Annotated in this window: 10 protein-coding genes; 3 read left to right on the top strand and 7 right to left on the bottom strand. The window is 72.1% G+C overall.

Going from position 1 to position 13296, the window contains the following annotated elements; genetic code table 11:
- Positions 1-8: 8 nt before the first annotated feature.
- A complete protein-coding gene (gene rlmKL / locus ASG87_RS05140) occupies positions 9-2210 on the bottom strand; it encodes a bifunctional 23S rRNA (guanine(2069)-N(7))-methyltransferase RlmK/23S rRNA (guanine(2445)-N(2))-methyltransferase RlmL (RefSeq protein ID WP_056001821.1) in 2202 nt (733 codons plus the stop codon).
- Positions 2207-2734, bottom strand: coding sequence for an alpha/beta hydrolase (locus ASG87_RS05135; RefSeq protein WP_056002055.1), 528 nt, complete (start codon positions 2732-2734; stop codon positions 2207-2209). Before ASG87_RS05135 ends, rlmKL begins: the two co-directional genes overlap by 4 nt.
- 88 nt (positions 2735-2822) lie before the next feature.
- Between ASG87_RS05135 and ASG87_RS05130 the strand changes: the two genes are divergently transcribed.
- The gene (locus ASG87_RS05130) at positions 2823-3395 is read left to right on the top strand and encodes an N-acetylmuramoyl-L-alanine amidase (protein ID WP_056001816.1); all 573 of its coding nucleotides are present in this window, start codon (positions 2823-2825) and stop codon (positions 3393-3395) included.
- Here ASG87_RS05130 and cysC read toward each other — a convergent pair.
- Together cysC and cysD are read right to left on the bottom strand one after the other, a co-directional pair.
- Positions 3392-5218 (bottom strand): adenylyl-sulfate kinase, encoded by a 1827-nt coding sequence (cysC, locus tag ASG87_RS05125; protein ID WP_056001813.1) that lies wholly within the window; start codon positions 5216-5218, stop codon positions 3392-3394. The two genes, ASG87_RS05130 and cysC, sit on opposite strands and share 4 nt — an antisense overlap.
- Complete coding sequence (gene cysD / locus ASG87_RS05120; protein WP_056001810.1) at positions 5218-6120, bottom strand: sulfate adenylyltransferase subunit CysD; 903 nt, start codon at positions 6118-6120, stop codon at positions 5218-5220. Before cysD ends, cysC begins: the two co-directional genes overlap by 1 nt.
- 178 nt (positions 6121-6298) lie before the next feature.
- Here cysD and ASG87_RS05115 point away from each other — a divergent pair, with 178 nt between their 5' ends.
- Both ASG87_RS05115 and ASG87_RS05110 read left to right on the top strand, forming a co-directional pair.
- Complete coding sequence (locus ASG87_RS05115; RefSeq protein ID WP_056001807.1) at positions 6299-7906, top strand: sulfotransferase; 1608 nt, start codon at positions 6299-6301, stop codon at positions 7904-7906.
- A gap of 99 nt (positions 7907-8005) precedes the next feature.
- A complete protein-coding gene (locus tag ASG87_RS05110) occupies positions 8006-8797 on the top strand; it encodes a class III extradiol ring-cleavage dioxygenase (RefSeq protein WP_056001804.1) in 792 nt (263 codons plus the stop codon).
- A gap of 9 nt (positions 8798-8806) precedes the next feature.
- On the opposite strand, the gene ASG87_RS05105 is transcribed toward ASG87_RS05110, so the two are convergent.
- From ASG87_RS05105 to ASG87_RS05095, 3 genes are all read right to left on the bottom strand, one after another.
- Positions 8807-9193 (bottom strand): YkgJ family cysteine cluster protein, encoded by a 387-nt coding sequence (locus ASG87_RS05105; RefSeq protein ID WP_056001801.1) that lies wholly within the window; start codon positions 9191-9193, stop codon positions 8807-8809.
- Positions 9194-9500: 307 nt separating this feature from the next.
- Positions 9501-11669 carry a DUF5916 domain-containing protein gene (locus ASG87_RS05100; protein ID WP_235499568.1) on the bottom strand — a complete coding sequence of 723 codons (2169 nt, stop codon included), beginning with the start codon at positions 11667-11669 and terminating at the stop codon, positions 9501-9503.
- 217 nt (positions 11670-11886) lie between these two features.
- Positions 11887-13155 carry a multidrug effflux MFS transporter gene (locus ASG87_RS05095; RefSeq protein ID WP_056001798.1) on the bottom strand — a complete coding sequence of 423 codons (1269 nt, stop codon included), beginning with the start codon at positions 13153-13155 and terminating at the stop codon, positions 11887-11889.
- Positions 13156-13296: the final 141 nt, after the last annotated feature.

Here is a 13296-nt window from a genome sequence, read left to right as displayed (position 1 = left end):
TGAAGTCTCTAGCGCTTGATCCGCGCCGTACTCCACGGATTCACCCCGGCCTCAGGCTGTCGCAACCGCAGCAGCCAGCAGCCGTGGATGTCGGCGCGGCGGGCGAAGTCGAACGGGATGCTCGGCGCGCTCCAGTCCTCGATCAGGAAGCGTTTTTCCAGCGCCTCGCGGTCGAGCCTGAAGCGGCGGAAATTGTTGGAGAACACGATCACCCCGTCGCTGCCCAGCCGGTCGCCGCAGCGGTCGAGCAATGCCGCGTGGTCGCGCTGCACGTCGAAGTCGTCGGCGCGCTTGGAGTTGGAGAAGGTTGGCGGATCGACGTAGATCAGCCCGTAGCGCTCGCGGTCGCGCTGCGCGAACTCGAACGCGTCGGCCTGGATCAGCCGGTGCCTGGCGCCGGTGAAGCCGTTCAGCGCGAGGTTGCGTGAGGCCCATTCCAGGTAGGTCGCCGACAGGTCGACGCTGGTGGTGTCCTTCGCCCCGCCCGCGGCGGCGTACACGCTGGCGGTGGAGGTGTAGGCGAACAGGTTGAGGAAGCGCCGGCCGGCGGCCAGCTCGCGCAGCTTCGCCCGCACCAGCCGGTGGTCGAGGAACAGGCCGGTGTCGAGGTAGTCGGTGAGGTTGACCAGGAAGCGCAGGCCGCCCTCCTCCACCTCGACGAACTCGCCGCGCTGGTCGAACTGGCCGTACTTGGAGCCGCCCTTGCCGCGCTCGCGCGTCTTCAGCGCGATGCGCTCGCGCGGCACGCCGAACACCTCGCCGGCGACGCGCGCGATCTCGCGCAGGCGCAGCCGCGCGACGTCGGCGGGGACGTCCGCCGGCGCCCGGTATTCCTGGATGTGCAGGTAGGGCTCGCTGCCCTCGACGCCGTACACGTCGATCGCCGCGGCGTATTCGGGCAGGTCCTGGTCGTAGGCGCGCCAGCAGGCGATGCCCTCGCGCTGCAGGCGCTTGCGCAGGTGCCTGAGGTTCTTCTCCAGCCGGTTCTTCAGCATCTGCGCGCCGGGCGACAGCGGCTTGCGCTCGCGCGGCGCCTCGTCGCGCGATTTCAGCTCGAAGGTCAGCAGCACGGTTTCCAGCGCGCCGTTGTAAAGCGCGTAGCGCTTGCGGGCATGCAGGCCCATCGCGCGGCCCAGCTCGGCGTCGCCGGCCAGCACCGCCGCGTTCCAGCCGGCGAAGCGCTGGCGCAGCGTGTCGCCCAGCGCGCGATAGAGCTGCGGCATCCCGGCGCGCTCGCCGAGCCGCTCGCCATACGGCGGGTTGGTGATCACCAGGCCATGCCCGACGCCGGGCGGCGGCTCGGCGTGCGCCATGTCGCGCTTCTCCAGCGTGAGGAAGCCGGCGATGCCCGCCTCCTGCGCGTTGCGCTTGGCCGTCTGCACCATGCGCGGGTCGGCATCGCTGCCGAAGAAGCAACTGCGCAACGTGCGCAGGCCGGCCTCGGCGCGCTGGCGGGCCTCGTCGAGCAGGCCGCGCCACAATGCGATGTCGTGCTGCTGCCAGCCGAGGAAGCCGAAGTAATCGCGGCGCAGTCCCGGCGCGACGTCGGCCGCCATCAGCGCGCCCTCGATCAGCAAGGTGCCCGAGCCGCACATCGGGTCGAGCAGCGCGCCGCCGGCGGCATAGGTCTCCGGCCAGTGCGCGCGCAGCAGCATCGCCGCGGCGAGGTTTTCCTTCAGCGGCGCCTCGCCCTGCACCTCGCGCCAGCCGCGCCGATGCAGCGGCAGGCCGGCCAAGTCCAGCGACAGCGTGGCGCGGTCGCGGCGCAGGCGCAGGTTGATGCGCACGTCGGGTTCTTCCGTGTCCACGCCGGGGCGCGAGCCGTCGCGCTGGCGGAACTGGTCGACCACCGCGTCCTTCACCCGCTGCGCGGCGAACTGGCTGTGGGTGAGCTTGCTCTGCGCGGTGCCGGCATCGACCGCCAGCGTGGCGTGCGCGGCCAGGTGCCGCGACCAGTCGATCGCCTGCACGCCGGCGTACAGCGCGTCGTCGCTGGCGGCGTCGAACTCGGCCAGCGGCAGCAGGATGCGGCTGGCCAGGCGCGACCACAGGCAGGCGCGGTAGGCGGTCTCCAGCGTACCGGCGAAATGAACGCCGGCGAGCGCCTCGCGCACGTCGCTGGCGCCCAGCGCGGCCAGCTCGTCGCGCAGCAGGTATTCCATGCCCTTCGGGCAGGTCGCGAAGAACGCGCCGGTCGAAGGCTGGCTCATGCCGCGTCCGCCAGCCGGCCCAGGAACGCCCGGAAATGCTGCGCGATCGCCTCCACGCTGCCGCCCAGCCGGTGGTCGTCGTCCAGCAGCAGCAGCGGCAACTGGCGCCGGCCGGCGAACGCGTAGATCTCGTCCACCGGGCACAGCTCGTCGCGCCAGCCGTGGACCAGCAGGGCCGGCACGTCGTCGCGCATGTCGAAGGCCTCGGCGAAGCCCGGAATCTCCGCCGGCGTGGCGAGCAGGAACAGCCCGGCCACCGGCAGCTCCAGCGAGGCCAGGCCGGAGACGAACGCGCCCATGCTGGAGCCGACCAGCACCGGCGGCGCCGGCTGCGCGCGCACGATCCCGCGCAGCCGTTCCAGCCGCGGCGCCACCGAGCCAGCGTGGCCCAGCGCGTCGTCCGCGCGGTAGTCCGGCCGCTGCGTCTGCCAGCCCAGCGATTCGGCGAGCGCGGCCAGCGCGCTGACCTTGGTGGCGCCCGGGCCGGCATCCGAACCGTGCGAGAGAATGACCTGGCCGCGCATCGCGGTCTCCATCGAAACTGCCGAAAACAGGCGCGCATCGTAGCAGGCGGCGTTCCGCCCGGCCCCGGGCGCATGCGAGACTGCGGCCATGCCGACCATCCACGACCTGCCGCTGCCCTACGTCGACCGGCTGCCGGAACGCCCGCCGGAGGCGGTGGACCTGGTGGTGATCCACTGCACCGAGCTGCCCGACCTCGCCACCGCGCGCGAATACGGCGAGAAAGTCCTGTACGACAGCGGCGCCGGCAACAGCGGGCATTACTACGTCGACCGCGACGGCACTACCTACCGCTACGTGCCGGGCACCCGCGTCGCGCACCACGTGCGCGGCCACAACCCGCATTCGATCGGCATCGAGCTGGTCAACCTCGGCCGCTATCCCGACTGGTGGGACTCGCGCCACCAGACCATGACCGAGCCCTACCCCCCGGCGCAGATCGCCGCCCTGCGCCGGCTGCTGGCGCAACTGCGCGACGAGTTCCCCAACCTTCGCAGCATCGCGGGCCACGAGGACCTGGACACCGCGCGCATGCCGGCCAGCGACGACCCGTCGGTCGAGGTGCCGCGCAAGCTCGACCCCGGCCCGCTGTTCCCGTGGGACGAGGTGCTGGCGGACAGCGGGCTGGAGCGCCTGCACGCCGGCGCCGGCCGCCCGGCCTAGCCGAGCCGCAGCCGCGCGATGACCTGGTCGGCCAGTTGCTCGGGACGCTGGCCGGCGGTCCGCAGGTGCAGCTCCGGCGCGGGCGGCACCTCGTAGGGCGAATCGATGCCGGTGAAGTTGCGCAGCTCGCCGGCGCGCGCCTTGCGGTACAGGCCCTTGCTGTCGCGCCGCTCGCACTCGGCCAGCGGCGTATCGACGAACACCTCGACGAACTCGTCCGCGCCGAAGCGGCCGCGGGCGAACTCGCGCTCGCTCTGGAACGGCGAGATCACGCAGACCAGCACGATCAGGCCGGCATCGACCATCAGGTGCGCCACCTCGGCCACGCGGCGCACGTTCTCCACGCGCGCCTCGGCGGTGAAGCCGAGGTCGACGTTGAGGCCGTGGCGCAGGTTGTCGCCGTCGAGCAGGTAGGTGTGATAGCCGAGCGCGGCCAGCCGCCGCTCGACCAGGTTGGCGACGGTCGACTTGCCGGCGCCGGACAGCCCGGTGAACCACAGGCACTGCGGCCGCTGGCCCTTCGCCGACGCGCGCATCGCCTTGTCGACGTCGGTGTGCTGCCATTGGATGTTCGAGGCGCGGTGCAGCGCGAAGTCCAGCATGCCGCAGGCCACGGTGGCCTGGCTCTGGCGGTCGATCAGGATGAAGCCGCCGAGCGTGCGGTTGTCCGCATAGGCCTCGAACGCGACCGGCCGGTCGAGATCGACGGTGCAGCAGCCGACCTCGTTCAGCTCCAGCCGCTGCGCCGCCAGCGGCGCCTGCGTGTGCACATCGACCTTGTGCTTGATCGTGGTGACGCGCGCGCTCGCCGTGCAGGTGCCGAGCCGGAAGGTGTAGCTGCGGTTGGGCAGCATCGGCGCATCGCCCATCCACAGCAGGTGGCAGGCGAACTGGTCCGCCACCGGCGCCGGCCGCGCCGCCGCGCTGATCACGTCGCCGCGGCTGACGTCCAGCTCGCGGTCCAGGCACAGCGTCACCGCCTGGCCACCGGTGGCGTGTTCGAGGTCGCCGTCTGCGGTGACGATGCGCGCGATCCGCGCGCGCTGCGTGCCGGGCTGCACCAGCACCTCGTCGCCGCGCGCGACCTGGCCGCCGCAGACGGTGCCCGCATAGCCGCGGAAATCCGGCGTGGGACGATTCACCCATTGCACCGGCAGGCGGAAATCCGCCGACGGCGCGATCTGCGTCGGCGCCGTTTCGAGCAGTTCGAGCAGGCACGGGCCGTCGTACCAGGGCATCCGCGCCGAGCGCTGGCCGATGTTGTCGCCGTCGACGGCGACCACCGGCAGCGCATGCACCGCGGCGATGCCCAGCGACGCGGCCAGTGCGCGGTACGGCTCGACGACCGACGCATAGGCGCCCGGATCGAAGCCCGCCAGGTCCATCTTGTTCACCGCCAGCACCACCTGGCGGATGCCGAGCAGGGCGCAGATGTAGGTGTGCCGGCGGGTCTGCGCCAGCAGGCCCTTGCGCGCGTCCACCAGCACCACGGCCAGCGCCGCCTGCGACGCGCCGGTGGCCATGTTGCGCGTGTACTGCTCGTGCCCGGGGCAGTCGCCGACGATGAAGCTGCGCTTCGCGGTATGGAAATAGCGCCACGCCACGTCGATGGTGATGCCCTGCTGGCGCTCGGCGTCCAGGCCGTCGGTGACCAGCGCGAAATCGAGCGCCGCATCGCCGTGGCGGCCGCGGCTGTCGCGGCGCAAGGCATCGAGCTGGTCGTCGGCGAGCATGCCGGCGTCGTACAGCAGGCGGCCGAGCAAGGTGCTCTTGCCGTCGTCGACGCTGCCGCAGGTGACGAATCGCAGCAAGCCGGTTTCCATCAGAAGTAGCCTTCCTGCTTCTTGCGCTCCATCGAGCCGGCGCCGTCGTGATCGATGATCCGCCCCTGCCGCTCCGAGCTGCGCGACCGCTGCATCTCCGCGATGACGGCGTCGAGCGTGTCCGCGTCGGACTCGATCGCCGCGGTCAGCGGATAGCAGCCCAGCGTGCGGAAGCGCACGCGGCGCGATTCGATGCGCTCGCCCTCGCGCAGCGCGAAGCGTTCGTCGTCGGCCATCAGCCAGGCGCCGTCGCGGCGCACCACCGGCCGCTCGCGGGCGAAGTACAGCGGCACCACCTCGATCCGCTCGCGGCGGATGTAGCGCCACACGTCCAGCTCGGTCCAGTCCGACAGCGGGAACACGCGCACGCTCTCGCCCGGCTGCAATTGCGTGTTCCAGGTGCGCCACAGTTCCGGCCGCTGCCGCTTCGGGTCCCAGTGGTGCTGCGCGGTGCGGAACGAGAACACGCGCTCCTTCGCGCGCGACTTTTCCTCGTCGCGCCGCGCGCCGCCGATCGCCGCGTCGAAGCCGTGCAGGTCCAGCGCCTGCTTCAGCGCCTGGGTCTTCATCACGTCGGTGTGCACGGCGGCGCCGTGCCGCAGCGGCGAGATGCCCCGGCGCACGCCGTCCTCGTTGACGTGCACCAGCAGCTCGAACTCGCCGCTGCCGGCGAGCCGGTCGCGGAACGCGATCATCTCGCGGAACTTCCAGGTAGTGTCCACGTGCAGCAGGGGCAGCGGCAGGCGCGCCGGATAGCAGGCCTTGCGCAGCAGGTGCAGCAGCACCTGCGAGTCCTTGCCGATCGAGTACAGCAGCACCGGACGGCGGAAGCACGCCAGCACCTCGCGCAGGATGTGGATGCTTTCCGCTTCCAGGGCGTCGAGGTGAGCCGGCGAGGGCATGGGAGTCGGGTCCGGATCGGCGCCATGCGGCGCGGCAGGCGCAGAACGTAGCAGACTCATGCCGTTCCGGGCAGCACCGCTCCGGGCAGCGCCATCGCCGGTGCCGCGAACCGCGTCGCTCGATATGGCTGCGCACCCGACGTACCATCGGACGCTTGACCCTGCCGCGGGATCGCGCATGTCCGCCACCTCCACGCCTTCGAATCCCGACGACGCCGCGCTGCGCATGGCCGGCCTGGCGCCCGCCGAGGTGGAGCGGATGCACGCGGCGGCGCGGGCGATCCGCGGCGGCGCCGCCGCGCAGGCGGAGCGATGGCTGGACGAGGTGCTGGAAGCGGCGCCGGAGCATCCCGAGGCGCTGCGCCTGCTCGGCATCCTGCGCGCGCGCAGCGGCCGCCACGGGGAGGCGCTGGCGCTGCTGCAGCGCGCGCTGGCGCAGCGGCCGGACGATGCGCCGACGCTGACCGACCTGGGCAACGCCCAGCACGGCCGGGGCGACCTGGACGCGGCGTTCGCCAGTTGGCGGCGCGCCTGCGCGGCGGCGCCGGATGCGCCGATGCCGTGGTTCAACATCGGCCGCAACCTGCAATTGCAGGGCGATACCCTGCCGGCGGTGGACGCCTTGCAGCGCGCCGCCGCCCTGGCGCCGGACTTCATCCCGGCCTGGATCCTGCTCGGCGACGCGCTGGTGCACCTGGGCCGGTTCGACGAGGCCGACGACGCCTACCGCCGCGCGCTGCGGCTGCACCCGGCCTGCGGCGACGCCTGGCGCGGGCTGGCCAACATGAAGACCCGGCCGCTGTCCGAACAGGACCGCCTGCGACTGGCCGATGCCCTGCGCCGCCCCGGCCTGGCCGACGCCGACCGCATCGCGATGGGTTTCGCGCTGGGCAAGGTATGCGAGGACCACGGCCGCTACGACGAAGCCTTCGCCGCGCTGGGCGACGCCAATGCCGCCATGCGCAGGCTGGCGCCGTGGCAGGCCAACGCCTTCCGCGCCCACGTCGATGCGGTGCTGGCCGCCAGCGCCGGCCTGCCCGAACCGCCCGACCCGCAGCTCGGCCGCGAGCTGGTCTTCATCGTCGGCCTGCCCCGTTCCGGCTCCACCCTGTTCGAGCAGATCCTCGCCGCGCATCCGCAGGTCGAGGGCGCCAGCGAATTGCCCGACATGGACGAGGTGATCGGCGAGGAATCGCGGCGGCGCGGCCAGCCGTTCACGCAATGGGCGCGCACGGCCGGCGCCGGCGACTGGCAGCGGCTCGGCCGGCGCTACCTGGAACGCACCGCGCGCTGGCGCACGCAGCGGCCGCGCAGCACCGACAAGCTGCCGGCGAACTGGCTCTACAGCGGCCTGCTGGGCGCGATGCTGCCCGGCGCGCGCATCGTCGATGCGCGCCGCGATCCGCTGGAGGCCGGCTGGTCCTGCTACAAGCAGCAGTTCTACCGGCTGCCGCACTTCGCCTGCACGCTGACCGACATCGCCGCCTACATCCGCGACTACGAGCGCGCGATGGCGGTGTGGCAGGCAACCGCCCCGCAGCGCATACGCATCCAGCGCTACGAGGACCTGCTCGCCGATCCGGAGGGCGAGATCCACGCCCTGCTGGCGTTCTGCGGCCTGCCGTTCGATCCGGCCTGCCTGGACTACCACCGCGCCATGCGCAGCGTGCGCACGCCCAGCGCCGGCCAGGTGCGCCAGCCGCTGCGCCGCGACACCGCGCGGGCGGCGCACTACGGCGCGCGACTCGACCCGCTGCGCTTCGGGCTGGGCCTGCCCACGGCCTGAGCGTTCCGCGCCGGCAACGCATCGTTCGCGCCGGCGCGGCTGCAAAGGCGCGGCGCCGTCCCCATCATGGCCGGACCGATTCCCGCGCGAGCACACCGCATGACCGCCCTGCCCAGCCTCTACGTCTCCCACGGCTCGCCGATGACCGCCCTGCAACCCGGCGCGGTCGGCGAGCGGCTGGCCGGACTGGCCGCCGCGCTGCCGCGCCCGCGCGCGGTGGTGGTCGCCAGCGCGCACTGGCTCACCGCGCAGCCGCAACTGGGCAGCGCCGCGCAACCGGAGACGATCCACGACTTCTTCGGCTTCCCGGCGCCGCTGTACGAGGTCCGCTATCCCGCCCCCGGCGCGCCCGCGCTGGCGGCCGAGGCGGCGGCCCTGCTCGCCGCGGCCGGGCTGCCGGCGCAACCGGCGCCGGCGCAGGGGCTCGACCACGGCATGTGGGTGGCGTTGCGACTGCTGTACCCGCAGGCCGACATCCCGGTGGTGCCGATGGCGATCCAGCCGCAGCAGGGCCCGGCGCACCACCTCGCACTGGGCCGCGCGCTGGCGCCGCTGCGCGAGCAGGGCGTGCTGGTGGTCGGCTCCGGCAGCATCACCCACAACCTGCACGACCTGCGCGCCGGCTACGGCGCCGGGCGCGAGGCGCCCTACGTGAAACCGTTCATCGGCTGGATCGAGCAGCGCCTCGCCGCCGGCGATACCGGCGCCCTGCTCGACTACCGCCGGCAGGCGCCGTTCGCCGAACGCGCGCATCCCACCGACGAGCACCTGCTGCCGCTGTTCGTCGCGCTGGGCGCGGCCGGGCCGGGCGCCCGCGCGCAACGCATCGAGGCCGGCATCGACCACGGCATCCTGGCGATGGACATCTACCGCTTCGACGGCGCCGCCTGAGCGCCGCGCTCAGGCACTCTGCGGCAGCGGCGGCACCCCGGCCCCGGGCGGGTCGAGCCAGTCTTCCGGAGTCAGCGCCGCCAGGCCGTGCGCCAGCCGCGCCTTGTCGCACTGCGGGCTGGGCGTGCCGAACTCCCAGGCCGGCGCCACTTCGCGGCACACCGACGGCCGCTGCGCATAGATGCCGCAACTGGCCGCCTCGCCCACCGTGCCCTGCAGGGCGATGCAGCGCGGCCGCGCGGCCTGCGTGCCGCGCATCGCCAGCCGGTGCGGGTCCAGCTTCTCGGTGAGCTCCGGCGGCACCGTGCCGCCCATGAAGGCTTCCGCCTCCGACCAGTGGAAGGCGACGCGGAAATAGGCGCAGCAGGCGCCGCAACTCAGGCAGGGATGCCCCATGGCGATCGGTCGAAGCGCACCCCCTGGCGCGCGGCAGGCGGATTCTAGGCGGCGGCGCGGCGGCGTGGAATGGGGGCGGCGGAAGCCGGCCGGCGGGGCCATCGCGCGACGAATCCTACCGGCCGCCACGCAAGGAAAGGCGCCCAGGGCAGGTCTGAATAACCGGCCCTTTGTCCGTCATTCCTGCGCAGGCAGGAGGCGCTTTTCGACAGCCGAAGGGCCGGTCATCCAGCGCCTTTGCGTTCAATGGCTTGGAGGCACTGGATCCCGGCTTGCGCTGGGATGACGGGCAAAAATCAGACCTTCCCTAGATCTCGAAGCGGTAGGCCAGCTTCACCAGCAACTGCTCGCTGTCGCGCAGCGAGAAGCTGCGGCCGAACTGGCTGTCGGCCTCGCTGTAGCGCGGATCGAGCGCGTAGCCGCCGCGGCCGTAGACCACGTAGAGGTCCGACAGCGGCGCCAGCTCGTAGCGGTAGCGGATCTGGAAGCCGAGGTTGCGCACGCTGAAATCGTCCACCGGGTCGCTTGCCGCCACCGCGCGCCGGTCGCTCCCTACCCGGTAGGCCTGCAGCAGGCGCGCGTCCAGCCCCAGCGCCTGCAGCTTCACGCGCAGCTCCTGGCGGTTGCTGATGTTCCAGTTCACGCCGGCGTCGAGCAGGATCGAGTGGCTGTCGAAGCTGCCGATCAGGTTGTCGCGCTGCCAGATCAGCCAGTCGGGCTGCCACTGGTAGGTGACGCCGCCGAACGCGCTCAACGCGTCGCTGAAGAAATACGTGGGCTCGAACATCGCCTCGTAGCCGACCCGGCGCGAACCGACGCGGTCGCTGCCGACCAGCTCGACTTCCGACTTCCACGCCCAGTCGCCCTTGCGCGGGCTGCTGCGCTCCCACGACAGGCTGTGCCGGCCGGGTATGCGCAGCGCGCCGTGGCCGCGCGTGAGCAGGTCGTCGTAGGCGGGGCTGTTGAGGTTGAGCTGCCAGGTCTCGCTGCCACCGTCGCGCAACTGGCTGTCGCGCACCATCCGGAACTGCCGCTCCAGCCTCAGGCCATGGTCGTTGTCGATGCCGATGGCGCGGAAACGCCACTGGTGCGAGGCGTAGCGGGAATCCTCCGGCAGGTTGGCGTAGCGCCGGCGCACTTCCCAGTGCGCGTAGTTGAAGCTGTTGCGCGGCTGGTAGCCGAAGTCGTTGAGATCGAGCCTGTCGTCGAAGTGCATGCCCAGCCACTGCTGGGTCCAGCGCTCGTCCATCTCGTACTCCACCACCGTGGTGGCGCCGGTGCCGTTGGCGGCATGGCCGCGCTGGTCGATCCGGCTGCCCACCACGTTGCTGGTCACGGTGAGCTTGTCGTTGGGTTTCCAGCGATGGTCGAAGCCCAGCACGTCGGCGTTGCGGTCCAGGAAGGGACGGTCCACGTGGGTCGCCAGCAGGCCCAGCGATTGCGTACCGAAATCGTGGTTGAGCCGCAGCGCGCCGAAGGTGCGCCCGGCGTCGCCGCTTTCCTCGGCCGCCAGCACGCCGTACTGGGTCGCGCCGACGCTGCCGTTGAGCTTCACCGCGCCGGTCACGTCGCCGGAGCCCCTGCCGTCGTCCGCCAGCCCGCCGACGCGGCGGGTGTAGATGAGCTGGGTGTTGTCCAGCAGCAGGCTGAAATCGAAGATGCCCTGGTTCTCGGTGAAGAACGGCCGCTTGTCGGTGAAGAAGGTCTCCTCCGCGCCGAAGTTCACCACCAGGTCGTCGCTCTCGACCTGGCCGAAGTCCGGGTTGATGGTGGCGGTGAGCTGGGTCTGCCCGTTCGGCTTCCAGAAGATGTCGGCGCCGCCGTCGAACCGGCTCTTGCCGTTCACCTGGTCGCGCGTGCCGACCACGTAGGGCGTCACCGCCAGCAGCGGCTGGCTGTACGCCGGCAGCGCCACCTGCGCGAAGTCGGACAGGAAGCGCGGCCGGGAGAAGCTCGCCACCGGCCAGGCCATGCGCTCGCCGGTGGAGCCGACGACGCGGTCGAGGTACAGGCCGACCGTGCGCGTGCCGTCCCTGCCCGCGCGCATCGGCGCGATGTACCAGGGGATCAGCATCTCCACGCTCCAGCCCTGGGCATCCTCGCTGACCGCGTGCTGCCAGTGGCCGTCCCAGTCGGTGTTGAACTGCGTCTCGCCGGTAATCACCGCGTCATTGATGTCGTCGCTCAGGGTGACCATGAAGTTGTAGCCGGTGCGGCCGTCACCGTCGAAATCGACCATCAGGTTGACCCGGTCCAGCTGGGCCGTCTCGTCGCGGCGGATGCGCTGGTGCGTGCGCGGCACCCCGGGCGGCTGCACGCTGCGCACCGCGACCGCCAGCCCCTGCGGGGTCGACAGCACCCAGGCCTCGGTCGGCAGGCTGCCGGGCGTGCCGTTCAGCGGCTGCACCTTGCGGAAATCGGTGATGTGCTGCGCGCCCTGCCACTCGGCCGGATCGATGCGGCCGTCGATCGTCACCTGCGCCCATGCAGGCGCGGACGCCAGGACGAAAAGCAGCGCGCACGGCGCGCGGCGACGGAACCTGCGGACAGGAAGGCGGAAACGGGGCGTGGGGGTCATCGGGGCGCAACGGGGAACGATGTGCCGCCCAGCGTAATTACTTGCACGCCGCCCGCCGACTGACGGAAGTCATGGCAACCCGGCACCCGCGGCCGCATCGCGGGCCGGCGGCGCCTCAGCGCGGCTCGGCGATCTGCGCCTGCAGCTCCGTATCGCGCGGCGGCGGCTCGCGCGGCGTGCGCGTCATGTCCAGGTAGCGGCGCCACGACAGCACCCCGACCACCGTCAGCACCGAGGCGCCGAGCGCCAGCGGCAGCATGGTCCGGGACAGCAGGGGCGACAGCACGCCCGCCACGCCGGCATTGAGCAGCAGGCTGGCGAACGCCTGCACCGACGAGGCGCCGCCGCGCTGGTGCGGGAAGCGGTCGAGCAGCAGCAGGGTCAGGGTGGGGAACGCGAGCTGCACGCCGACGCCCTGCAGCGCCAGCGGCAGCATCGACCACGGCAGCCGTGCCGCAGGGAACAGCAGCGCCATCAGCAGGTGCAGCGCGCAGGCCAGCAGCATCAGCGCGTAGCCCAGGCTCACCGTGAAGATCACCCCGCGCTTCCCGGCCAGCCGCCCCGACAGCCAGGCGCCGCCGACCAGGCCCGCCACCACCGGCACGAACAGCCAGGGAAAGCCCTGTGCCGGCAACCCCAGCAACTCGCGCACGATGCGCGGCGCCGACGCGATGAACAGGAACAGCCCGGCGAAGTTCACCGAGCTGGACACCAGCAGCGGCCAGAACGGCCGGTCGCGCCCGAACGCCGCATAGCCCGCCAGCAGGGTGCGCGGCGCGAAGCGCGTGCGCTGCGCCGGCGGGTGGCTTTCCTCCAGCAGCAGTTGCAGCGCCAGCGCGAGCAGCGCGGTAAAGCCGAGCAGCAGCCAGAAGATGCCGTGCCAGCCGCCCAGGCCGAACGACCGCATGCCCAGCAATTGCGCGCCGACCATCGGCGCGATCGCCGGAGCCACCCCGAAGATCATCATCACCCGCGACATCAGCCGCTGCGCCGCCGCGCCCTCCAGCGTGTCGCGCACCACCGCGCGCCCCACCACCAGGCCGGCGCCGGCGCACACGCCCTGCAGGCCGCGGCAAGCCAGCAACATCCCGAACGACGTGGACATCGCCGCCCCGGCCGAGGCCAGCGCGTACACCAGCATGCCGGCGACGATCACCGGCTTGCGCCCGACCGCGTCGGAGATCGCGCCATGGAACAGGCTCATCGCCGCATAGGTGAGCAGGTACACGCTGATCAACTGCTGCAACGCCGTGTCGTCCACCGCGAAGCGCGCGCCGATCAGCGGAAAGGCGGGAAACACCGCGTCGATCGAGAACGGTCCGATCATCGACAGCGCGGCCAGCAGCCACGGCAGGCTGCGGCGCGCAGGGCGGGGAGGATTCATGGCTGGGCACAGGCGGGGCGGCGAATGGGCAAGTATAGGGAAGCATGGGCGGCGTCGCCCCGGGCTGCCGCCTTTGGCACGCATGCGTCGCCTCGGCGCGAAACCGCGACTCCGGAACGAAACCGTCATTCCGATACGAAG

The organism is Frateuria sp. Soil773, assembly GCF_001428405.1.
Taxonomy (GTDB): domain Bacteria; phylum Pseudomonadota; class Gammaproteobacteria; order Xanthomonadales; family Rhodanobacteraceae; genus LMSL01.
The sequence above is the reverse complement of the archived record's forward strand: the minus strand, read 5'-3'. Positions and strand labels throughout refer to the sequence as shown.

Coding starts and splice junctions, on each gene's coding strand:
- rlmKL (WP_056001821.1), bottom strand. CDS start 2,210: ATGAGCCAGCCTTCGACCGGCGCGTTCTTCGCGACCTGCCCGAAGGGC.
- ASG87_RS05135 (WP_056002055.1), bottom strand. CDS start 2,734: ATGCGCGGCCAGGTCATTCTCTCGCACGGTTCGGATGCCGGCCCGGGC.
- ASG87_RS05130 (WP_056001816.1), top strand. CDS start 2,823: ATGCCGACCATCCACGACCTGCCGCTGCCCTACGTCGACCGGCTGCCG.
- cysC (WP_056001813.1), bottom strand. CDS start 5,218: ATGGAAACCGGCTTGCTGCGATTCGTCACCTGCGGCAGCGTCGACGAC.
- cysD (WP_056001810.1), bottom strand. CDS start 6,120: ATGCCCTCGCCGGCTCACCTCGACGCCCTGGAAGCGGAAAGCATCCAC.
- ASG87_RS05115 (WP_056001807.1), top strand. CDS start 6,299: ATGTCCGCCACCTCCACGCCTTCGAATCCCGACGACGCCGCGCTGCGC.
- ASG87_RS05110 (WP_056001804.1), top strand. CDS start 8,006: ATGACCGCCCTGCCCAGCCTCTACGTCTCCCACGGCTCGCCGATGACC.
- ASG87_RS05105 (WP_056001801.1), bottom strand. CDS start 9,193: ATGGGGCATCCCTGCCTGAGTTGCGGCGCCTGCTGCGCCTATTTCCGC.
- ASG87_RS05095 (WP_056001798.1), bottom strand. CDS start 13,155: ATGAATCCTCCCCGCCCTGCGCGCCGCAGCCTGCCGTGGCTGCTGGCC.